The organism is Thiocapsa sp. C2-2m (genome assembly GCF_041903745.1).
Lineage (GTDB): Bacteria > Pseudomonadota > Gammaproteobacteria > Chromatiales > Chromatiaceae > Thiocapsa > Thiocapsa roseilacustris.
This window is the reverse complement of sequence record NZ_JBBWVD010000002.1, coordinates 95,471-118,189: the sequence shown is the minus strand read 5'-3', so window position 1 is coordinate 118,189 and position 22,719 is coordinate 95,471. Positions and strand designations below refer to the sequence as shown.

Sequence of the window (22,719 nt, the reverse complement as noted above, 5' to 3'; positions counted from 1 at the left end):
TGAACGTCAACGTGACTAAAATCTTCTCTTAATCACGCACTGAGAGCAATGCTATAACTCTTCGTAATCGGCACGTCAATTCGGATAAGCCCTCCGCTTTTACCGGATATCAACGTCATCGATCATTCATAAAGACGTCATCGCTTCTTAATCCGTACCTCCTATAGTTCGGGCTTCCAGAATCCCTACCATCAGGATAACCGGCACATGAACGATCGCATAGACCCCACGAATGAAGTGGACTCCGGCGACGAGCCGATGAGCAATCATTCGAATAACCCTCATTTTTCGACGATTCTCGACAAACGGCTCTCTCGGAGGCAGGTTCTTACCGGCAGTCTGAGTGCAGCGATCGCCGGTGTATTCGGCGCAGCGGGCGCTGCAACCATGGCGAACGCGGCTGGTCCGGAGTGTTCAACTCCGGCCGCGAAAGACAGGCCGCCGTTTGGCCTGAACCCGAAGCTCGGCTTCGATGCGATCCCGGTGACGCGTTCCGACAATGCAACGGTTCCTTACGGCTACAAGGTTCAAGCCCTGGTTCCTTGGGGAACGCCGATCAACGGCAGCACCCCGGCATACGATGGAGTCAACGGCAACAGCGGTGCGGAACAAGAGCTTCAGGTCGGCTCACACCACGACGGCATGCATTATTTTCCGATGGCCGATGACCCGAACGGACACGGGCTGCTGTGCGTGAACCACGAATACGTCGATCAGCGCGTGCTGCACGTCGCCGGCCCGACCAACTCGCCGAATGGGCCTCGCCCCGAAGACGAAGTTCGCAAGGAGATCGCGGCCCACGGTGTCAGCGTCGTGGAGATCAAGAAGACCGACGGCGTCTGGGATATCGTGCCCGGCACCTACAACCGCCGCATTACCGCCGGCACACCGATGGAGATCAAGGGCCCGGTGCGCGGCAGTGACTTGGTGAAGACCAAGTACAGCCCAATGGGCACCATGACCCGGGGAACCATCAACAACTGTGCTAACGGCTACACCCCGTGGGGCACCTACCTGACCTGCGAGGAGAACTGGGCAGGCTATTTCGTCAACAAGGTCCAGTTGACGCGGATCGATGCCTTGTTCGATGCGCTCGGCTTCGTGGGCACCTCTGGCCCACAGGGCGACTATTACGCCCGCTACGACTCCAGCAGGAATGAGATTATCGGCGTCATCGACGAGACGGTCGACCAGAAGGTCACCAGCAACGTCTTCACGCAGACCGGCGACACATTCGACGCGAATCGTACGTTCCTCGGCACGCTTGACGACCTGCTGGCAGCCAACAACATCGAGATCGAGGTGCCGCGCGAGCAGAGCCGTTACGGTGTACGCACGACTTCGAGCCGCTACGGGTGGGAGACCGCCGACAACGGCGCCGACGAGTATGTTCGCTTCGATGCCTCCATCAAGGGCGCCGCGACCGAAGACTACCATAACGAGCCCAACACGATGGGCTGGGTGGTGGAGATCGATCCGTTCGACCCGACCAGTACCCCTAAGAAGCGAACCGCGATGGGACGCATGGGTCACGAAGGCTGCATCTTCGCCCCGCCGCTGCCCCTACAACCCTTGGCGTTCTACATGGGTGACGACGCGCAGAACGAGTATATCTATAAGTTCGTCACCAAGGCGCGTTATAGGAAGGGCCTCAAAGGCGATGTGCTTGACGAGGGCACCCTGTACGCCGCCCGGTTCAACGAAGACGGCAGCGGCGACTGGCTGGCGCTCGACATCGAGGATCCGGACTTTCTCGCGGCGGCTGCAGCGGCAGGCGTGGAGTTCCGGGATCAGGCCGACGTGCTGGTCAACACTCGCTTGGCGGCCGATGTCGTCGGCGCGACCAAGATGGACCGCCCGGAATGGGGCGCCGCGCATCCGCGGACGCGCGAGGTCTACATGACTTTGACCAACAACTCATCGCGGACGGCCGACAACACCGACGCGGCCAACCCGCGTCCGGACAACCGGACCGGTCACATCATCCGCTGGCGCGAGCAGGGGTACCGAGCCTCCGCAACACGGTTCGAGTGGGACATCTTCGTGTTGGCGGGCGATGCAGACAACAGTCAGGTCCTGCCCGAGGAGTGCGGCCAGGCGCTGGACGAAGACAATATCTTCGCCAGCCCGGACGGTGTCTGGATCGACCAGCACGGTATTCTGTGGATCCAGACCGACATGAGTGGATCACAGCAAGGCACCGGACCCTTCGGCGAGAACCAGATGTTGGCCGCCAACCCGATCACCGGCGAGATCAAGCGCTTCCTGGCGGGGCCATTCAATCAGGAGACGACCGGCGTGGTGTCGACACCCGACGGCAAGAACTTGTTCGTGAACTTCCAGCACCCGGGCGACCGCTCCGGCGTCGGTAGCTTCACCAGCAACTGGCCGGACAGCGGCGCCGTCTACCGGCATCCGAACGATCCCTTCGTAACGCCGAATCCTACCGGCCGACGCCCCCGCTCGGCAACCATCGTCATCACCCGCGAGGACGGCGGCGTTGTCGGGCTTTGAGCGCGGCGGCTTAAGCTCCTAATTGGATAAACCTCGGGCAAGGACGCCCGGCCTCCTCTCCACATCAACCGCATCGCTACCCGATCTTCATTCGCTACGCTTGTCCCTACCGCTCCGATCAGCAACGTAGCCGGGTTTACGAGAGAGGCAAGTGAAGTCGTGCCACGAAGGTGTCGCGCAGATCGCGTCTATGCTTCGGCGCGCTCGCCCCGTCTCGTCCCCCGCTGTGCCGGGGGAATCCCGAGATCGGTTGCGGACGAGGAGTGCTTTGCCGAGAACGGAGTTACGGGTTCTGGTCGGAAAACTCGATCACGGACGTCGATCTGAGCTCCTCGATCTTGGCCATAAGATCTTGTTGCACCTGCTGGGTCTTCAACTGTTTCTCGATGCGTCCCTTCACCTCTTCAAAGGGCACGACTGAAGCCTCGTTCTTGTCCGTCGCCTTGATGATGTGATACCCGAACTGGGTCTCCACCACTTCGCTCACGTCGCCCGATTCCAGAGCGAACGCGGCATTTTCAAAGGGTGCGACCATCTGCCCTCGCCCGAACTCGCCGAGATCGCCACCTTGCGCGGCGCTGGGGCAGGTCGACTCGCTCTTGGCCAGCTCGGCGAAATCGGCGCCGGACTTCACCTTTTCGAGCATCGCGTCGGCCTTCTGCTTGGCGATCTCCTTCTCCTCGGCGCCGGCACCCGCATCGACACCGATCAAGATGTGGCTCGCGCGCATCGATTCCGGCTTACTGAAGGTTTCGGGATTCTCGTCGTAGAAGGCTTTGAGTTGTGCGTCGGTCATCTCGATCTTAGACAACACCTCGTTCTGGACGAACCTATTGATCATGAGCCCGCGTTTGATCTGCTCACGCAGCCCATCCGAGGTGATGCCATTCTTTGCGAGCGCGACGTTCCACTCCTCTTCGCTCGGCGAACGCGACTTGATGAGGGCGAACTGCTCATCGACCTGCCGGTCAAGATCGGGGATGTCCTGTTTCATCGCGAGCTGATATAGGAGCTCGGAGCGGATCAGGTTCTCTTTCGCGGTCTCCTCGACGAGCTTGCGTTGATCGGGAGTGATGGAGTCCGCGGGGCCCATCCTGGCCAACAAGGGGCGACGATTGCGATCCAGCTCTGCGCGAGGGATCGCGACGCCGTTGATCCTGACGACGACATCCGCGGGGTCGCCGGATTCGGCCGGGATTTCGCCCGCCGGCACTGCCGCCGGAGCTGCCTCCTGAGGAGCGGGTTCGGCAGCCGTGGCGGTGTGCGCCCCGGCGAGTGCCAGAGTGATGGCGGTGGCCGCGGCCAGTGTGGAGAACAGGTGCATCTTTGGAATCTCTGTGGTGAGGATCGAAGAAAGTAGAACAGCGAACCGGTTATAGAAAGAGTCCGCTCCACTGCACAATGACAAAACCCGTTCGGGTCTCGATCGGAATCCCGCCCCGGCGCACGCGGTCCGATGCGCAAGTTTAGACCGAACTTAGTCTTGCGTACTCTGGACGTTTGTCTGCTTCGATGGGCGCTCTTCGATCCCCGTTGTCTCGGCGTTGGACCTGCGACGTCGACCGCGGCATGCATCGGAGCAATAGCGGACCGACTCCCAGCAGGCCGCCCAGCGTTTGCGCCAGGTGAAGGGGCGAGCGCAGGTCGCGCAGATCTTGGTCGGGAGGTGGGGCTTCTTGTGGCTCATGAGGTCGACTCGGGGCTCGGGGGCCGTCCTCTTTTGCCGCCACTCTCCGCGGTTCTCGTGCGCGTCCGGCCCGAGCCGCCACCGCGACGACGACTGCCGTGGGTCTCGAAGATGGCCCGGCTTTCGGCGCGCGATTCGGCGGCACGACGGATCCCGCCGATACGTCGTCGGGCCTCGCGGGCGGCCGCCTCGTGATCGACGATCGGCGCGGGGTAGACCCGGCCGATAAGGCATCCGCAGGCACCTTGCTCAGCGCGGGACATCATCCAAGGGGTGTGGATTCGGGCGTCCGGAACAGTCGCCAGCTCGGGCACCCAGCGACGGATGAAGAGGCCATCCGGATCCTGGTCTTGCGACTGCTTGACCGGGTTGTAGATGCGCAGCCTATTGATGCCGGTCGAGCCGGATTGCATCTGAACCTGTGACCAATGGATACCGGGCTCGTAGTCGGTGAAGACACGCGCCAGATGCAGGCCCGGCTCGCGCCAATGCAGCCAGAGATGGTAGGCGCTGAAGGACACCAGCATGGCGCGCATCCGAAAGTTGATCCAGCCGGTATGGATCAGGGCGCGCATGCAGGCATCAACGAAGGGGAAGCCGGTTTGGCCTTGGCGCCAGGCGTCGAGCCGCTGCAGATCCGGTGTCGGATCGCGCAGATCGTCGCAGGCGCGGTGCATGTTTTCGAGCTCGATGCGGGGTTCGCACCCGAGCTTCTGCATGAAATGGCAGTGCCAGTGGAGCCGGCCCTCGAAGGCCGAGAGTGCTCTGGACCAACTGCCCGCGGACCCACCGCTCCGAGCCAGCGCGGCCACCTGCTCGCGGCGACGGCGTGTCGCTTGAACCAGCTCGCGAATCGAGAGCGTTCCCCAGGCGAGATGGGTGCTCAGGCGCGAACAGGCATCGTAGGCGGTCAAGGGGCTCGACATCTCGAGGTGATAGGCTTCGCCGCGCACGCGCAGGAAGCCGTCGAGTGTGGCGACACCGGCACGACGGCCACCGGTTTGGCGACCGGGGCAGGGGTCGTCGGCGATCCCGAGATCCTGCGCCTCGGGAATGGTGCCAAGGCCGCCGATCTCCGACAGCGAGCCCAAGGGGGACAGGATGGGCGGCGGCTCCAATGGGGCGCGCATCCGCTGCTCCCAGATCTTCGACCATTGGTTGCGCGTTTCGAGGCAGCGGACCACCCCGTTCTGGGGCAGCTCATGCCAAGTGATGCCGCGGCCGCGCAGCAAATCGCCGACGGCGATGTCCCGCGCATAGGTCCAGCCGTTGCCGGTCTCCTCGTGCGACCGGACGGCCTGGATGGGCAGACGATTCAGCAGCTCCATCAGGACCGGGACGGCCTCGCCGACTCGGATAACCAAGGGTTGTCCCAGCGCGGCCAGATCCGCTCGCAGCTCGCCCAAACACTCCGCGATGAAGGCCCAGTGCCGACCGGAGGCATCCGGTTAGGACCAGTATCCGGGCTCGGCGATATAGATCGGCAGGACGGGGCCGTGCCGTGCGGCCTCGGCGAGTGCGGCGTGGTCCTAGACCCGGAGGTCGCGCTTGAACCAGACAAGTTGCATGGGTTTCATCCGGGTTGAGGCTGAGCGATGCGCGTAAAACCTTCGAGTCGGGCTTGGCGGCGGGCCTGCTCGCGGAAGGGGAAAAAGCCACGGGTCACGCCGGGCCACAGACTGCTGTCCCGGGTTCGGCGAGCCGGGACGCGGATGATACGCGGGCACGTACGGCCGCCCGCGGGACGAAGGACGCCAAACGCGCACCGCCGGCCCCGAAGTCGACGTCTCGGCCTTCGGGGTGTCGCCGGACCAGCCGGCTCGTCGCATCGAAGATCGTCGCATCGATCTCTCGGTGTTGGTCGCGGCCTTCGAGATGGATGAGGCCGGGCGCTTTTCAACGCGGATCCGCTGTCAGTGCCCGCTCAGATTGCTGTCGGCGTCTTGCTTTATCGCTTTCGACATCGTAAAGAACTGCTCCGGAAAGGGCTCGGGCGTCAAGACCATCGAACGCTCCAACAGCTACCAGAAAGTCCTTTATAAAACGTCGTCTTAAATTTGACCTACTGGCCCGATCGCGCTCGTACTGAGTGCGCACCGTACCGGGATCGATCAGCAAGGCCACAGCAATGTCATCGGCTCGCCAGCCGGAGGCGAGCAGGATCACGGCCTTGATCCGATCGGCCTCGCGAAGTTCGCGCGACCGACGTTACGCAGCACGCAACTGCGTTCGCTCGGCCGATGTGAACCGGCAGTCGACATGACGGAAATGATGTCGAGACTTTAAAATCCTTGCGCCAAACTCCTGAGCGTGAAACTCAGATGAGACTGCCATACAAGAACAGCCCGGCGTTTAGTCGTACTCCAGCGTTGCATGAGCCATCCTTCTCTCGCCAGGGCCACCGGCCTGGGCCGTCCTTGACGAAGGACTCGATCTCGATCATGGTCGAGTCCGATGGCTGGATGGATGCCGGAGATCAACATAGCCCACCCATCGGTCTAGCTCGAGCGGCGATTGTCGACCAGAGACCCACGGTAGCCTAGGAGCCGTATCGACAATGTTGATCACTTCAACGCCCCCCGACCTCATCACCGGTGGCGCAAACCCATGTCTTTTATCCGATAAGAGGTTCTTTGTGTTCGCTCAGGCCTGGTTATTTATTCGCGTATATTTCAAGTCGATCTTTGCCTATCGTTCTGCCGGCGCAAAATGGTCGGTGAGGCATGTTGTCTTTCTCATTGTATTCCCACCTGTATTCATCTCGCTTGAACTCTTCAATCGGCTTTGTTTCTTGCTGGACGAGCTTTTCTATCACGGATACCGCGAAATCGACGTTAAGTCACCATTTTTTATCGTCGGATTCCCGAGAAGCGGCACGACCCACCTGCACCGCTTGCTCGTCAAGGATAACCAATGCACATCGATGTATTTGTGGGAAATTCTTTTCGCGCCATCGATCTTGCAGAAAAAGTTCATACTATGGCTTGGTATAATTGACCAGCAGATTGGCAGCCCGCTTTACCGATTGATCTCTCGGATCGAGGATCGGCGATTCGCCGAGGAAAGAAAAATGCACCACATCAGTCTATTCGAACCGGAGGAAGATGAAATCAGCTTGCTGCATATATTTGCATCCGCATTCCAGATCCAAATGTTCCCTTTTGAGGAAATGCTACGATTTACTCATTTCGACACTGCATTCTCCGAAACCTACCGCAGCAAGGTAATGAGCTTTTATAAAAACTTGATCCGCCGCCACCTCTATGTATTCGGGCCAGACAAATATTATTTATCGAAGAACCCAGCTTTTTCCTGCAAGATTCATTCTCTATATGCCGCTTTCCCGGACGCCAAAATCGTTTGCGCAGTAAGAACACCCTTCGACGCCGTGCCATCTGCAATCAGCTGGATGTCTCATAACAGCGCTACGTTTCATAAGACCGAAAGCCGTTTCGAGACAGAGACGATCATCGACGCCATCGGCCATTGGTATACTTATCCACTCGAAGCGCTTGAAGCCTACCCCAAGGCGACTTACGAGATCATGTTGTATGACGATCTGGTAGCTCATCCGAGCCAGGTCGTTACAGATCTGTATGCCAAATTTCAGATTGAGATCAGAGAGGATTTCGAGAACCACCTCGAAGTCGCCGAACGGAGGGCGAAAGCATACAGGAGCGAGCATCATTATCAACTAGCGGAAATGGGATTGAGCCCCGAGTGGATCCTGGAACGCTTTTCGGACACGTTCGAGCGATTCGGCTTTAGCCGCCAGAGTGATCAATTCCATCACGATGATCACATTCACAAAATAAAGGCGTCGATGTGAGTGCGGCGAATCATAGGTGATCACGTCGTATCATGGTTACCCATCATAGATGATCTATGGTCGCACCGTTCATCCGCGGTCGGGCAGGCGAGCATCTCCGGGAATGCAGCCCCATCCAGTCCGAACGCCCCAGGCACGCCGCGACGCAGTAGCCCCATAAATGGACGCCACGGTGATGCGACACTGCCCATGCGCCGCGCAGAACCTGCTCTAATGCCGTCGTGGCCAACACCTCGCGAGTGAGTCCTCAGACTCTGTTCGCCATTAGACCCGAGGGAAGATGACAGTAGAGCGCGGAACTTGCGCCGAAATCATGACTAGTATGGAGATGCAAAGCGCTCTGCCCATCGATCCATGCGTCGGCGAAAGGCCGGTAAACGCCCAAGAACGGAACGCACAGCGCCGGAGAAGGGTACGACCGTGACGATCGAAATGCCGAGGAATAGCGCATATAAGACAAGGATCGGCTTTCTGGCTGGATGACCTGGTGGTCCCAGCCGGCGAAGCAGCCATCCCCAGACGCGAAAGCTACGCCGGCCGAGCGTTTCCGGAAGCAGGTTTCTTTGGTCGATCTCGAAGGGGTGGAGATCAGTGAGCAACGGCTTGCCCGGCGGCTTGGAATCTGCCGCGAGAACGTCGCGAATCCGCTCGCCACAAGCCCGGACGCGCTCGATCTCGCTATCGGCGACTCCGGCCGGTGGGAAGAGCCCCAGAAAGCGATCGCGCCGCCCGGTCAACATCCACCGCACAGTTGTCACGAAGCTTTCGTCCGACGAACCTTGGTCGATAAGGACGATGTTGTCGATCAAGTGACCGCCGTTCTCAGCGACAAGCTTTTTGACCTCCTCTTGCGCCATCAACCACATATTCCTGCAAGCGACGATTGTTATAACCGGCTTTCCGCGAAGGATCTCCAGCGCGGCAGGAGACTTCAGAAAGGCGGTCATCGGCAACGATGGCGAGAGATACCATGGCTGGTATCCCAATACGACAAGGTCATAGTCTTCCCCCGGATTCACTGACAAGGCGCACAATTCGGGTGGATCGAGGTAGACACACTCAGGGAATACATCGAAGAACTGCAGAAACGGCCAGGGGAACGGAAAGGCCGCGACCGGCTCGAGCCGCTCGAAATTTACCGAGATGGAGGGTGCAAGCTCAAGCGGCGCGGTAACGGACCGGACGACCCGCTCAAGCTGACCGGTCTGGGAAAATAGACAATCAGTACTTTCTTTTGCCGTTTATTGTTCACTGGTTTAAACCTGTCGATTTGAAATAGTTTGATTGGGTCGTGATTCTGTCAATTGAATTACCGTTCGTCAACGCACGCCCGAGAATCATGTCCGATTGATTGACTGATTCACGCGGTCACAATGCTTGTGCTAACGCCGGCTTGGCCCGTAGCTGCACCCGTTGGCGACATCACGAACGGAAATGATAGCGCGGTGTTGGTCATCGACGCTGCAAACAAAACGGTCATCGCCATGGGCGACATCGGGTAGAACCTCGGGACATTCGGCGATGAAGGCCCAGGGCCGGCCGGAGGCATCCGGCTAGGACCAGTATCCGGGCTCGACGATAGAGAGCCGCAAGACGGGGACGTGCCGTGCGGCCTCGGCGAGTGCGACGTGATTGTAGGCACGGTGGTCGCGCTTAAACCAGACAAGTTGCATGGGCTTCATCCGGGTTGAGGCTGGGCGATGCGCGTAAGACCATCGCGGCGGACTTGGCGGCGGGCGTGCTCGCGGAACGGGAAGAAGCCGCGGATCGCGCCGGGCCAAAGACTGCCATCCCAGGTCCGGCGAGCGCGGGCGAGCGCGATGCCGTGCCGGGCGAGTCGCCCGTCAAGCTGCTCGAGGCGCTCCCGCCATCGGCCGACCGGTGTTTCGAGCGTGACGATTTGGCGCACCCCAAGGCCGCGCGCCCACGCCTCTGTCGCGGCCAGCCAATCGCTCTCGTCCAAGGCGCATGACGGGGCCGCGAAATGTGCCTCGGCCCGAGACAAGGCATCGGCAGTCGCAACCCGCGAGAAGTCGACGACCGGAGGTGCCAGGTCGAGGTCATCCCCGACCGTCTCGTCCCAGCCCCCGGCCACGCCTCGAAATCCGAGCTTCGACAGGTGCGAGACCTCCGGGGCGAGATCTTCCGGCGTCAACAGCAGCCCGCTCGGAAGTTCCGTGTCCATCTCGGCCAACGCGGGGAGCGCACGCGGCGTGAGATCGAGTGGCGACTCGGTCAGGGGCAGTGCCTGCTCGTCGAGCTCACCCTTGGGGTCGAAGCGCCCGTCGGTGTAGCGGGCGATGTTATCGGCCCGCGCCAGATAGTGCTTGCCGCGCGTGTGGAGCCCCGCGACCCAGCGCCACGAGAGTGTGTTCGAAGCTGGATCACCGTCCAGCAGATGACGCAGGAAGAAGGCCGCACCGAGCGTCCAGTGCAAACGCAGGGTGAAGATCCAGATACTCGCGAACCACATACGAGCATGATTGTGCAGATAGCCGGTCTCGGTCAGCTCCCGGGCCCAGGCATCGAAACAAGCGATCCCGCTCCGGCCCGCGATCGCCTCGGCATAGCCGATCGACGCGGTTCCTGCGAGTCCGTCGCGGTCGCGCCGGAGGTGGTCGAGATAGACATCCCAGACGTGCGGGCGGTGCTCAAGCCACCCCTTCCAATAAACCCGCCACAGCACCTCGGAAACAAACTTGTCGACGGCATCCCGCGGATGGGCGTCCAAAACCGAGGCGACCGCCTCGCGCTCCAGAATTAGACGATGCCTTAGATAAGGCGAGAGCCGCGAGACCCGATCATACGGCGGGACGGCCCGATTGCGCTCGCGGGCATAGGCCGCCGCGTACGGGACGAAGGACACCAGACGCGCAAGGCCGGCGGTCCGCGTCGGCGTCTCGGCCTGCGGGGCATCGCCGAGCCTACCGGGTTGTCGCATCGGTCGCTCCACCTTGACCTTGAACCTGAATCCGGCATTTGGAAACGCAAAGGCGCAAAGGACGCGAAGGAAAACAGAAATTTGCAACACGAATGATGCTCACCCCTTGGGTGAGCATTGTCATTGAGGCAAAGCATTGAACGCCTTCGCGGTCATTGCATTCTTGGCGGTTCAACTGCTCTTTCAAGGTTTAAGGCCGAAATGGATGGCGCCGGGCGCTTTTCAACCCGGAGCCGGTGCCACTGTCGGTGTCGGTGTCGGTGTCGGTGACCCCTCACCTTGCTCGACTGTCGGCAATTAGAACTAGGCAAAGGGCTGTTGAAAGCGCAGGCTAGTGCACTGAGCAGTCATAAACCGCAGCAGTAACGATGGATCAGGCGCTTCGCGGTACAGTGTCGAGCGGATGGCGCCCCGGCCGGGCGGCACTCTGTCTTCTGTGGCTGATCGCGGCGACCGCCGCAGCCCCGGCGTCAACCTCGCCCGAGGCGCAGCTCGCCGACATCCAAACGCAGTCAGCGCCCCCGGTCCAATTGACGCCGGCCGAGCAGGACTTTCTCCGCGCCCATCCCGTCATCACGCTTGGCACCGGTGATAGCTGGGACCCCTACGTGATTGTCGGTCAAGACGGCGCCGTCAGCGGCTACGACGCCGATGTGCTTGACCGCATCGCGGCGCTGACCGGGCTGCGCGTTCAGCTCCTGCCAGGCGACTGGAGTGAGCGCCAGGAGCAGGCCCGCAGCGGCGCCATCGATGGGCTCAGTACCGGCGCCGTGCACCCGGAACGCGCCGAGCATTTGCGCTTTTCCACACCTTATATCCGGCTGCACAAATACCTGTTGGTCCCGAAAGGCAACCCGCTGAACCTCCGTGCCCGCGACGACCTCGAGGGGCGCACGATCGCGCTCCATCGCGGCAATCTGTCCGACGAAAAGGTCGCCCGCGGCTTTGCGCACGCCCGCATCCTGCGGTTCGACACGGTCGATGAGATCATCGATGCGGTCACCACCGGCGGCGCCGATGCCACCTTCGACAACGGCTCACTGCTGTATCGAGCCAACCGTCTCGGCCGGCCCTTCCTGCAATTTGCGTTCGACCTCAACGCGCCGCTGGACCTGGTGTTCGCCGTGCGCAGCGACTGGCCGGAAGCCATCTCCATCATCGACAAGGGGCTGGCAGCGATGGGCGAGGCCAAGCGCACACATTTGCAGGCGCGCTGGTTCCTGGCACCGCTGAACACCCCGACCGACAACGACGAGCTGGTGCTGAGTGACGAGGAACGGTCTTTCCTGGCCCGCTTGGGGCCGATCCGACTCTGCATCGATCCCGACTGGATGCCCTTCGATGGCCTGACGGCGGACGGCCGCAGCCAGGGCATCATGTCGGATCTGCTGAATCTGGCGGTCGAACGGCTCGGCCGCACGACGCAGTTGGTGACCACCGCGAGCTGGAGCGAGACGCTCCAGCTCGCGCGCGACGGGCGCTGCGACATCGTCTCCGCAGTCGCCATCACCCCGGAGCGTGCGGAGTACCTGGACTTCACCGGCCCCCTGTTGTCGGAGCCGATGGTCGTGGTCGTGCGCGAAGGTGTGCGATTTAGCGGCACCTTGGATGCGCACACGGATCAACGGTTCGTCATGGTGGACGGACACGCCGGTATCGAGTTGTTGCGCCGCGCGCACCCGGCGCTCGCCATCGCAGCGGTGCCGGACGTGGTCACGGCGATGCGCGCGGTGTCCCTCGGGCATGCGTTCGGCTACATCGACCTGCTGCCGACAGTCGCCTACGCCGCCCGTGAGCATGGCATCCTGAACGTCAAGGTCGCCGGCGATCTGCCGCAGCGCTACGCGTTGGCGATCGGCGTGCGTAAGGACATCCCGCTGCTGCATTCCAGCCTGTCGCGGGCAGTCGCCGCGATGTCGCCGCAGCAAATCCATAACGTGCGCGACCGCTGGATCTCGGTGCGCTACGAGCAGCCAGTCGACCTTGTGCGGTTCTGGCCCTGGGCACTCGTGCTCGCCCTGGCGGTCCTTGGCGTCTTGGTCTGGAACCGCCGCCTGCAACGGCTCAATGCCGCACTGCGCGCGGCCAATACACGGATCGAACGGCTGACCATCACCGACGATCTCACCGGCCTCCACAATCGTAGGCACTTCCAGGAGCGGCTGCCGTCCGAGTGGCAGCGCGCCGTGCGCGAGCAGCGAACGCTGTACCTGCTGCTCGCGGACATCGATCATTTCAAACAGTACAACGACCACTACGGCCACCCGGCCGGAGACGAGGTGTTGCGACAGGTCGGAGCCTTGCTGATCCAACTGACGCGGCGCGCCGGCGATCTGGCCTTTCGCACCGGCGGCGAAGAATTCGCGGTGATGTTCACGGAAGCCAGCGAGGGCTACGCGGAACGTTTGCGCGCGGCCGTCGAGGCGCTCTGGATCCAACACGCGGCCAGCGAGACCGCGCCGGTCGTCACCCTGTCGATTGGATTCCTGATGGTCTGTCCAGTGGATGTCCGCGACGGCGAACCACCGCTCCCCGACTGGGACGCGATCTACACGCGTGCCGACGCGCTCCTCTACGAGGCCAAGGCGCGCGGACGCAACCAGGTGGTCAGCGCGGTCTGGCGGGCGGAGGCAACGCACCTCCGCGAAAGGGGTTTGGGACTCTCATAAGCCTATCAGGTCCGCCGATCGACGTACCCTAAACCAACCGATCAAACAAGGCGTTTCGGCATCTTTACGGAGGCGTCATCCTGTCGATCGGGCCGTAACGCTCCGCCGATGGAGCATGAACGGCTCGACGCTACCATTGTAAAAAAGCCTGTCATACACTCCGCGCTGCTTGTGTCGACGCGATCGAGCATCGATACGGGAAGACCAGGGCCAGACGAAACAAGGATTGCTCATGCAGACTCTCGCTCACGCCTGCACACCCCGCGACAGCATCTTCGACCCGTCGCGCCGGGACACTGTCCTGGACCTCACGGACCTGATCCAGGACCGCATCGACCCTGCGGCATTTTTCGGCGAGAACTATGTCACCGAGGGGATGCGCATCCTGCTGACGGAGGCATTCAGACGCCTGGAAGGCAACAGCACGCAAGGGGTCTTCGAGTTGACCCAGGAGATGGGCGGCGGCAAGACGCATCTGCTCAACGCCCTCGGCCTGTTGGCGCGTTATCCCGACTATCGCCGCCTGGTGATGGGGGACTTCTACACCCCCGGCGACATCGGCCCTGTGCGTGTCGTCGCCTTCACCGGCAGGGAGAGCGACGCCCCGCTCGGCATCTGGGGCTCGATCGCCACCCAGCTCGGCAAGAAGGAGCAGTTCGCGGACTATTACTCACCGCTGTCGGCCCCCGGCCAGACCGCTTGGGTCAACCTGCTGAAGGGAGACCCGCTGATCATCATGCTGGATGAGCTGCCGCCTTACTTCCAGCAGGCAAAATCCAGGACGATCGGCAACTCGGATCTCTCCGTCGTGACCGCCACCGCGCTCGCGAATCTCCTGGTCGCGATCGGCAGAGACGAGCTGTCCAACGTGTGTCTGGTGATGACCGACCTGACGGCCTCGTATGCCGAAGGCAATGAGCAGATCGTGCAGGCATTGAACGATCTGAAGAAAGAAACCGGGCGCACAGCGCTGCGTTTGCAGCCGGTGCGGATGAATACGGACGAGTTCTTCCACATCCTGCGTCAGCGGATCTTTGCACAGCTCCCGTCGCCGGAAGTCATCGAGGAGGTCGCTCAGGGTTACGCCAAGGCCATCCGCGACGCCCGTCAGATGGATGTGACCAATGCCTCGCCCGAGCAAGTCGCGGCCCGCATCAAAGAGTCCTACCCGTTTCACCCGTCGATCCGCGATCTCTACGCACGCTTCAAGGAAAACCCGGGGTTCCAGCAGACACGCGGCCTCATCAGACTGATGCGTATCGTCGCCGCGCGCCTCTGGGGCAGCGGACAAGCTGCAAACCTCTACCTTCTGACGGCTCAGGATATCGACCTCAACGATCGCGAGACCCTCTCCGAGATCAACCAGATCAACAGCAGTCTGGACAACGCGGTCTCGCACGACATCGCATCGAGCGGTCAGTCGGTCGCCGAAATCCTGGATACCAACCTCGGTGGCAGCGACGCCCAAGATGCCATGAAGCTGCTCCTGGTCGCCTCGCTCTCGACCGTGGCGGGCGCCGCCAAGGGCCTGACCCTGCCCGAGCTGGTCGCCAATCTCTGCGCGCCGGGGCGCGACATCTCCAAGCTCAAGAACGAGGTGCTGAACCGGCTCGTCACCACCGCCTGGTATCTCCATACCGGGCGCGACGGGCGGCTCTTCATCAAGAATGTTCAGAACCTGGTCGCCCGTCTGCGCACCACCGCCGAAAGTTATCTGCACGACCAGTCGGTCAAGGAGCTGCGCGAGCGCCTGGGCGAGCTGTTCAAACCCGAGAACGGTTGGTGTTACCAAAAGGTCCAGGTTCTACCCGCCGTCGATGAGATCGACATCGCGCAGGACAAGACGGTTCTGGTGGTCGCCAACCCGCACCCCGGCGGTCTTCACCCGGATTTGCAAACCCTATACGACAACATCGACTTCAAGAACCGCGTCTGCTTCCTCACCGGCCAGCGCAGCGCGGACAGCCTGCTCAACGCGGCGAAGGAGCTCAAAGCGATTCGCCACATCATCGACGAGCTGAAATCCGAAGGCACCCCGGACAACGACCCCCAGCTCGTGCAGGCCCGCGACCTGCTCGACCGCATCCAGAACCAGTTCGGCAGCGCGCTGCGCGAGACCTTCTCCACGCTCTATTACCCGAGCGCGCAGCGTCTCATGTCGGCCGACTTCCCCATGGAGTTCACGGCCAACCGCTACGACGGCGAGGACCAGGTCATCCGCACCCTCAAGGCCAAGATGAAGTACACGGACGATGTCACAGGCGAGACCTTCGTCAAAAAGGTCGAAGCGCGCCTCTTCACCCAAAAGGCGATGCCCTGGAACGAGATCAAACGCCGTGCGGCCACCAACCCGGCCTGGCAGTGGCATCGCGCGGACGCACTGGAGAGGCTCAAGGCCGAGTGCGTGCATCAGGACACCTGGCGCGAGGACGGGGGTTATGTGGAGAAGGGGCCGTTCCCCCAGCCCGCCACGCAGGTCAAGCTCCAGGAGTTGTTGCGCGACGACGACACGGGCCGGGTGAAGCTGCGCGCCACCCCGCTGAACGGCGATAGCATCTATGTCGAGATCGGCGCCCCGGCCACCACCGCCTCGCAACGGCTCTCGGGACGGGACTATGAAACCGCCGAGATGGTGGTGTCCTTCCTCGCCGTCGACTCCACCGGTCAGCATGAGACCGGAGAGCCTCTGACCTGGCACAACCGCATCACCATCAAGAGTCGGGTCTACGACCATGGCGCAGAGAAGGTCGTGGAGCTGCGCACGGCACCGCCGGCCCCGCTGCGCTACACCACGGACGGATCGGATCCGAAGCTGGCGGGCGGCGCCTACAATGAACCCGTCGTGCTCCCCGCCGGTACCCGGTTCGTCCTGGCGGTCGCGGAAGACAAGGGCACGCCCTCCGAGGTCCACCAGGTTGCGGTGAACTGGGACAGGCCGATCGAGACCAAACCCATCGACATCACCGCGCCCTCGACCTGGAGGCCCGTCAGTCACCCCGAAAAGGTCTTCCGTTTCAATACCACCCAGGCCGCGTACGGATTCATCGAGCGCATCAAGAAACACGCCGGCAAGGCCGCGGCCCAACGTATCGCCGTGCTCGATGGCCGCTGGGCGGATCTGCAGCTTGCCGACGATCTGCTTCTGGACAGCGAGCAGATCCGCGCGACGGTCGAGCATCTGCGCGGCCTGGTCAGCGAAGGCGAGGTGACCATCGAGGCGGCCGCCTTGTGGTTCCCGACCGGGCAGCAGCTCCTCGACTACGTCCATGAGATTGCCGTCGAGCTTCCGCGCGACGAGGTGGAACCCTGAGGTTAGACTTGCTGCATCCATGGGGCAGCCAACCGCCATCCCGTGTCTTGATCGGAGGTATCCATGAGCGACAAGGCCGACAATCTGGTTCTTGAACATTTGCGCAGTATCCGCGGCACCCTGAGCGACCACGGCGAACGGCTGGGCCGCATCGAGCTGCGTCTCTCGGCGATGGAGCAGACCCTCGGCAGCCTCTACGTCCTCTCGGGCAGTGACCGGGAAACCCTGAGTTCGTTGGCTCGCCGCATCGAGCAGCGCCTCGATCTGGCGAGCAGCGACGCCTGACAGCCTGCGGAACCGCCATTGACGAACCCTAAAAAGCCAGGTTGCCAAGGCTTTGGCTTCTGCCCCGACGAATCGACGCACCACTTTCTGGTCACCATCCCGGCGAGCAACCGCGAGGACGTGCTGATCTCCGAGCATTTCACCTGGGACGAGATCAGCGCTGCGACGCCCCCGACCTTCGCCATCGGTGAGCCCGAGGGCAAGCTGCGCGTCCTCCTGCCCCGCGTCAAATGGGACGCCGTCGCGGATGATGTCCGCGTGGAATTCAACCAACGCCTCAAGCGGGACGGGCGCAAATCCGGGAGCTGGAAGACAGGTGCCAACCCCGTCTCACGCCTCCTCGGCAAAGAATTGGTGCTCCTCGCGTGGGCGATCGAAGAGGCGGATCCCGCACTCACCGCGACCGCGATCAAGAACTGGCTCGGCCTGGTTCCGGAGGAGCGCTGGTGGCTCTACACCATGACCTGCGCGGCCACCGGACATGCCATCCAGGGACGCAACAAGGGCTGGCGCAAGGCGGTGCGTTATGCGCTGACGGAGAACCCGGTCACGGACTCACACCATGAGCCCCTGCCTGTGTTTGAGTTGGCGGGACGCGGACAGACCGCGCCGGAATCGGTCAAAGCAAAACGGACGACGCGTCCGAGGACCAAGTCGGCTTAACCGAATACCGCTGAACGGTGATCGCAGCGGACGACGACACCATGACCACCAAGCCCCGTTCCCACGACCGGCACGCACGGATCGGCAAGCTGCGCCCCTGGAGACATCCCATGCAAGCCATCGAGATCGACACTGAACAGCCGAATGATTTTGCCGGCATCTGGGCCGATCTGTCCGATGAGGATTTTCATGCCTTGCTGTCCGACATCGATGATCGGCGCCGCGCTGCCTTCAAGGGCCGGCCTGCACAGGGCCTGAGCATCGATGACTGGTCAGTTCCTCCGACCGCTGGTGAGACACCTTGAACACGGACATCACCTTCGTCGAGACCCAGTTCCCCGTCTCCAAGCTCTCGAAGGAGAGCTACAAGGAACGCAAGGCCAATTACAGCCAGACCCTGACCGGACTCGGTAAGTGGTGGGGACGCAAGCCGCTCATCATGGTTCGGGCAGCGATCCTCGGGCTACTGCTCCCGGCGAGCCGGGACCCCAAGCGAGACCGCGAGATCTTTTTGATGCTCCTGACCATGGACCCGGAGGGTCTGTGGCGGCGCAAGACCAAGGCGATCCCGCTGGCGGAGCTGTTTGCGCGACTGCGCCCCGACGAGCGTGCCGACTGGTTCGATCTGGACGCCCCGAAGCCGAAATACCGCCCCGGCACCTCTGGCGAAGACAGGGCCAGCCTGCAGCGTCTCGTCTTCGAGCGGATGGGCTATGACGAGAAGCTGGTCTACTGCGACCGACCCGAGCAGATCGAAGGGCCGTCCGAGACGGCTTGGGAGGCGATCAACGCCCACCTCGGCACGGATGCGCGCAGCGTCCCCGAGCTGGTCCGCGCGCTCGGCGAGCGTCGCTTCGGTCATGTCCCACGGGTCGGAGACGCCTTCTGCGGCGGGGGCAGCGTGCCCTTCGAGGCCGCGCGCATCGGTTGCGAAGCCTACGGTTCGGATCTGAATCCGGTCGCCGCGCTGCTGACCTGGGGCGCGCTCAATATCGTCGGCGGTGGCGAGGCGGTTGCCAAACAGGTCCGGGAAGCGCAGGAGCAGGTCTACGCGGCCGTGGATCGCCAGATCACCGACTGGCGTATCGAGCACAACGATCTGGGCTGGCGAGCAGATGCCTATCTCTATTGCACCGAGACCCGCTGTCCCGAGTGTGGCTGGATGGTGCCGCTGGCCCCGTCGTGGGTGATCGGCGAGAAGACCATGACGATTGCACGCCTGGTGCCTTCTCCCCCTCCCCTCGCGGGCGGGGGCCGGGGGGAGGGGGCATTTGGCATCGAGATCCACCAGGGCGTCAGTGCCGCCGAGCTGAAGGCGGCCAAGACCGGCACGGTCCGCAGCTCACGTCTGGAATGCCCCCATTGTGGACAGTCCACCGCCATGACTGCCATCCGGGGCGACCGGCGCGGCGGCGGCGCCTCCGACTACGGTCTGCGACAGTGGGAAAACAGCGATCTGGTCCCTCGGCCGGACGACACCTTTCAGGAGCGACTCTACTGCGTCCGCTGGCGCCTGCCCGATCTGGCGGACCTTCTTTGGGCGGAACAGCGTGAGCGTTCGGGCGAGCTCGATGCCCGGCCCGTTCCGGATTGGGTCCCGCTCGACCGGGCCATCGATGGGCTCGCGGCGCTCCTGGACGCAAGCGACAGGCTGGACCTGGACGCGTTGCGTGCGCGCGACTGGCTGGCCGAGGATGCGCGGCTGGACGCGGCCGGCGCCGAGCTTGCCGCCTTACGGGCAGCCAAGGCCCCCAAGGCGCGGATCGATGCCCAGAACAAGGTGCTGATTGCGCTGATCACCGCTCAAGCAGAGCGCGCCGCCGACATCAAGACGCTCGCCGATCGGCTGCCGGGCGCCCTTTACCGAGCGGTCGAGCCGGATGATCTGCAGCGCGAGGCGTTGGTACTGGGCCTGCTGCGCGAGCGCTTCGACGACTGGCAGGCCAAGGGTGACATCCCGAGCCGATCGATTACACCGGGGGACAAGACCGACGAGCCGATTCGGACGCGGGGGTGGACACATTGGCATCATTTGTTTACGCCAAGGCAATTATTGGAACATGGATCTCTAGCATCCGAGGTGGCAAGTAAGCAAGGTAATGAATTACAAGTCGGCTTGCTGTTTGGGATCGGTAAGTGCGCAAACTGGAATTCGAAATTGTGCCAATGGATACCTGACGCTACGAAAGAGAACGGCGGGCAAACGTTTACAAATCAAGCACTCAATGCACTATTAAACTACTATACTCGTCCAATGTTGTTGTTGGGAACGAGCTTCAACTATGCTCTATGTTCTTCCTCGATCTTTGCAACCGCATCTGCTCGTCCTGCTAACGCAATCAGCGATCTTCCCGGATGTGAAATCTGGATAACGGACCCCCCTTACGCAGATGCCATCAATTACCACGAACTCTCCGAATTCTTCCTCGCCTGGTATGAAAAACACCTGCCCAGGCTCTTTCCCGACTGGTACGCAGACAGCAAACGCGCCCTGGCCATCCGCGGCTCAGGCAAGCCCTTCCGCGAGGGCATGGTCGACGCCTACCGCAACCTCGCCGCCCACATGCCGGACAACGGCATGCAGATCGTCATGTTCACCCATCAGGACGCGGGCGTCTGGGCGGACCTGGCCCTCATCCTCTGGGCCGCCGGCCTACGGGTGACCGCGGCCTGGACCATCGCCACCGAGACCGAATCGGCGCTCAAGGAGGGAAACTACGTGCAGGGGACCGTCCTGATGGTGCTGCGCAAGCAGACCTCCGATGCCGTCGCTTTCCTGGACGAGATCGTCCCGCAGGTCGAGATCGAGGTTGAGCACCAGCTCAAGTCCATGCTGGATCTGGACGATCAGGAGGATCCCAATTTCTCCGATGCCGATTATCAGCTCGCCGCCTATGCCGCCGCCTTGCGTGTGCTGACCCAGTACCGAGGCATCGAGGACATCGATGTCGCCTACGAGCTGGCCCGCGAGCGCACACGCGACGACGAGTCGCCCATCAAGCGCATCATCAAGGACGCCGTGCGCACCGCGAGCAATGTCTTGGTCCCGAACGGCATCGAAGCCCAGCTCTGGAAGCGTCTCACGCCGGAGGAAAAACTCTATCTCAAGTGTCTGGAGGTGGAATCGCACGGTGACTCTCGCAGCGGTGTCTTCCAGGAATTCGCCCGCGGCTTCGGCGTGCGCGACTATCGATTCATGCTCGAAAGCGGCAAGGCCAACCAGACACGCCTGAAGACCGCCACCGAATTCAAGCGTCGCGAATGGGGCACCGACGGCTTCGGCTCATCCCTGCTGCGCCATGCGCTCTTCGCCGTCTACCAGGCGGCGGATCAAGACAGCACCAAGGTCGGTCTGAACTATCTCAAGACCGAGATCCGCGACTATTGGACCCAGCGCGAGATCCTCGTCGAGATGATCGGCTTCCTGGGCCGTCTGCAGATGCCGCCCTGGGCGGGCGACGCCGAGGCGGCGCGCCTGCTTGCGGGGGCCTTGGCGAATGACCATGTCTGATCTCCACGGAGGATGAGATCCCGCCGGACGATTCCGAAACGGAGACGAATGACATTGCAAGAGAGGTTGAAGGTATGACGACCGAACAAGCAATTATTGAAAGAATCCAAACCTTGCCTGAGTCAGCGCGCCGCGAGGTCCTGGATTTCATGGAGTTCTTAGCGATTCGACTCAAGGCCCAGTCGGCCCGTGAAGAGGAGGTCTCCTGGTCCGATGGGGGGCTGGCGTCCGCGCTGCGTGACATGGAAAACGAACCGGACATCTACACCCGAGCGGACTTGAGGGAGTCGTTTCGATGATGGCCGAGGGCAAAATCGTCCTTTTCGCCTTGACCAATGACCACAACGGCCATGTTTGAAGACAATGCGTGCGCCGTGTTCAAGACTCCCGTTTATCCAGCGCGCGTTCGATCGCCTCGCGGATGAAACGCTGATACGGCATGCCGCGAGCCTGCGCGCGTGCCTTGACCGCATCCAAGAGTGGTCCCGGCAGGCGCATGTTCACCCTCGCCGACTTCTTCTCGAATTCGAACCCGGCAGATTTGAAATCGCTCAGGTCATACTCGGTCAGATCGGCTTCGTCGAGGAACCGCTCCGCGTCCTCGTCGCTCATGAGAACAGGCAGCTTTTTAAGACTGTCGTTGACGCTCATAGTGGTCGACCTCCTTCTGGTGCATATAGCGGGCACTGATGGGACGGATCAGGGTCTTGGTACCAAGCCGCCTGAAGGTGAAAGCGACCAGGACATGGCGATTCCCGACTTGGCCGATGGCCAGCGAGCGACCCTCTGTCCGTGAATGCGCCGGGTCCGGGTAGACTGCGCAGTCACCGGATAACAGCGCTTCGATCCCTGCGCGGGAGACACCATGCTTGCCGCATTTCGGCCAGTTCCCATCATCCCAATCGAATCCGGCGATGACATCACTCATGCCTAAAGTATGCACATTTGTATGTACATGTGACAGCGGTTTTCGCATGCCGAGGCACTTGCTGTCGTGCAAAAACAGGCTTGCCTACGACCGTAACAGCGCCAATCAGCCACCATGATCAACCGTTTCTCCTCGCGCCGCCGCCGGCTCGATCACAGCTTTCTTGCAGAGCGTCTGCGCGGCGCGCAGGGCTACGACCGCATCGCCGGATTCTTCTCCTCATCGATCATGGAGGTTGCGGGCGAGGAGCTGGAGTCCGTCTCCGGTCCGGTCCGCCTGGTCTGCAACTCGATCATCGACCCCAAGGACATCGAGACCGCCAAGAAGGCGGCCCAGGCCGCGATGCGCCGGGAGTGATGCGACGCGCGGCCGGAGCGTCTGC

General features: G+C 62.1%; 18 protein-coding genes and 1 pseudogene. 10 read left to right on the top strand and 9 right to left on the bottom strand.

All coding sequences use genetic code 11. The features are described 5' to 3' along the window. Positions 1–207 precede the first annotated feature (207 nt). Complete coding sequence (locus AADX97_RS01930) at positions 208–2,514, top strand: PhoX family phosphatase (protein WP_374231884.1); 2,307 nt, start codon at positions 208–210, stop codon at positions 2,512–2,514. Positions 2,515–2,797: 283 nt separating this feature from the next. On the opposite strand, the gene AADX97_RS01925 is transcribed toward AADX97_RS01930, so the two are convergent. The 5 genes and pseudogenes from AADX97_RS01925 to AADX97_RS01905 all read right to left on the bottom strand — a co-directional run bounded on the left by AADX97_RS01925 (position 2,798) and on the right by AADX97_RS01905 (position 6,367). Beyond that, positions 2,798–3,838 carry a peptidylprolyl isomerase gene (locus tag AADX97_RS01925; protein ID WP_374231883.1) on the bottom strand — a complete coding sequence of 347 codons (1,041 nt, stop codon included), beginning with the start codon at positions 3,836–3,838 and terminating at the stop codon, positions 2,798–2,800. Positions 3,839–3,991: 153 nt separating this feature from the next. Further along, positions 3,992–4,201, bottom strand: coding sequence for a DUF2256 domain-containing protein (locus tag AADX97_RS01920; RefSeq protein WP_374231882.1), 210 nt, complete (start codon positions 4,199–4,201; stop codon positions 3,992–3,994). Continuing rightward, complete coding sequence (locus AADX97_RS01915; protein ID WP_374232037.1) at positions 4,198–5,331, bottom strand: FAD-binding domain-containing protein; 1,134 nt, start codon at positions 5,329–5,331, stop codon at positions 4,198–4,200. Before AADX97_RS01915 ends, AADX97_RS01920 begins: the two co-directional genes overlap by 4 nt. Positions 5,332–5,367: 36 nt before the next feature. Next, positions 5,368–5,628 (bottom strand): annotated as a pseudogene (locus AADX97_RS01910) (deoxyribodipyrimidine photo-lyase); the annotation flags it as partial. Between the two features lie 469 nt (positions 5,629–6,097). Continuing rightward, a complete protein-coding gene (locus AADX97_RS01905; protein ID WP_374231881.1) occupies positions 6,098–6,367 on the bottom strand; it encodes a hypothetical protein in 270 nt (89 codons plus the stop codon). Between the two features lie 391 nt (positions 6,368–6,758). Between AADX97_RS01905 and AADX97_RS01900 the strand changes: the two genes are divergently transcribed. Beyond that, positions 6,759–8,030 carry a sulfotransferase gene (locus AADX97_RS01900; protein ID WP_374231880.1) on the top strand — a complete coding sequence of 424 codons (1,272 nt, stop codon included), beginning with the start codon at positions 6,759–6,761 and terminating at the stop codon, positions 8,028–8,030. A gap of 317 nt (positions 8,031–8,347) precedes the next feature. On the opposite strand, the gene AADX97_RS01895 is transcribed toward AADX97_RS01900, so the two are convergent. Both AADX97_RS01895 and AADX97_RS01890 read right to left on the bottom strand, forming a co-directional pair. Beyond that, on the bottom strand, positions 8,348–8,977 hold the full coding sequence (locus AADX97_RS01895; RefSeq protein ID WP_374231879.1) for a hypothetical protein: 630 nt from the start codon (positions 8,975–8,977) through the stop codon (positions 8,348–8,350). Between the two features lie 731 nt (positions 8,978–9,708). After that, the gene (locus AADX97_RS01890; RefSeq protein ID WP_374231878.1) at positions 9,709–10,971 is read right to left on the bottom strand and encodes an FAD-binding domain-containing protein; all 1,263 of its coding nucleotides are present in this window, start codon (positions 10,969–10,971) and stop codon (positions 9,709–9,711) included. 368 nt (positions 10,972–11,339) lie between these two features. Here AADX97_RS01890 and AADX97_RS01885 point away from each other — a divergent pair, with 368 nt between their 5' ends. The 7 genes from AADX97_RS01885 to AADX97_RS01855 all read left to right on the top strand — a co-directional run bounded on the left by AADX97_RS01885 (position 11,340) and on the right by AADX97_RS01855 (position 21,708). Beyond that, a complete protein-coding gene (locus AADX97_RS01885; protein ID WP_374231877.1) occupies positions 11,340–13,640 on the top strand; it encodes a diguanylate cyclase domain-containing protein in 2,301 nt (766 codons plus the stop codon). Between the two features lie 232 nt (positions 13,641–13,872). Beyond that, positions 13,873–16,950: a DUF499 domain-containing protein gene (locus AADX97_RS01880; RefSeq protein WP_374231876.1), complete on the top strand. Its 3,078-nt coding sequence runs from the start codon at positions 13,873–13,875 to the stop codon at positions 16,948–16,950. A 63-nt stretch (positions 16,951–17,013) separates the two neighbouring features. Beyond that, a complete protein-coding gene (locus tag AADX97_RS01875) occupies positions 17,014–17,235 on the top strand; it encodes a hypothetical protein (RefSeq protein ID WP_374231875.1) in 222 nt (73 codons plus the stop codon). 18 nt (positions 17,236–17,253) lie between these two features. Continuing rightward, positions 17,254–17,898 (top strand): DUF3780 domain-containing protein, encoded by a 645-nt coding sequence (locus AADX97_RS01870; protein WP_374231873.1) that lies wholly within the window; start codon positions 17,254–17,256, stop codon positions 17,896–17,898. 110 nt (positions 17,899–18,008) lie between these two features. Continuing rightward, positions 18,009–18,203, top strand: a complete 195-nt coding sequence (locus AADX97_RS01865; protein WP_374231872.1) for a hypothetical protein — start codon at positions 18,009–18,011, stop codon at positions 18,201–18,203. Next, positions 18,200–21,409, top strand: a complete 3,210-nt coding sequence (locus AADX97_RS01860; RefSeq protein WP_374231871.1) for an anti-phage-associated DUF1156 domain-containing protein — start codon at positions 18,200–18,202, stop codon at positions 21,407–21,409. Before AADX97_RS01865 ends, AADX97_RS01860 begins: the two co-directional genes overlap by 4 nt. Positions 21,410–21,483: 74 nt before the next feature. Next, positions 21,484–21,708: a DUF2281 domain-containing protein gene (locus AADX97_RS01855; protein ID WP_374231870.1), complete on the top strand. Its 225-nt coding sequence runs from the start codon at positions 21,484–21,486 to the stop codon at positions 21,706–21,708. A 79-nt stretch (positions 21,709–21,787) separates the two neighbouring features. On the opposite strand, the gene AADX97_RS01850 is transcribed toward AADX97_RS01855, so the two are convergent. Both AADX97_RS01850 and AADX97_RS01845 read right to left on the bottom strand, forming a co-directional pair. Beyond that, entirely contained in the window at positions 21,788–22,060 is a 273-nt protein-coding gene (locus AADX97_RS01850; protein ID WP_374231869.1) for a CopG family antitoxin, read from the bottom strand. Then, positions 22,038–22,337, bottom strand: coding sequence for a BrnT family toxin (locus AADX97_RS01845; RefSeq protein ID WP_374231868.1), 300 nt, complete (start codon positions 22,335–22,337; stop codon positions 22,038–22,040). Before AADX97_RS01845 ends, AADX97_RS01850 begins: the two co-directional genes overlap by 23 nt. A 114-nt stretch (positions 22,338–22,451) precedes the next feature. Between AADX97_RS01845 and AADX97_RS01840 the strand changes: the two genes are divergently transcribed. After that, complete coding sequence (locus AADX97_RS01840) at positions 22,452–22,694, top strand: hypothetical protein (protein ID WP_374231867.1); 243 nt, start codon at positions 22,452–22,454, stop codon at positions 22,692–22,694. The last annotated feature ends 25 nt before the right edge of the window (positions 22,695–22,719 follow it).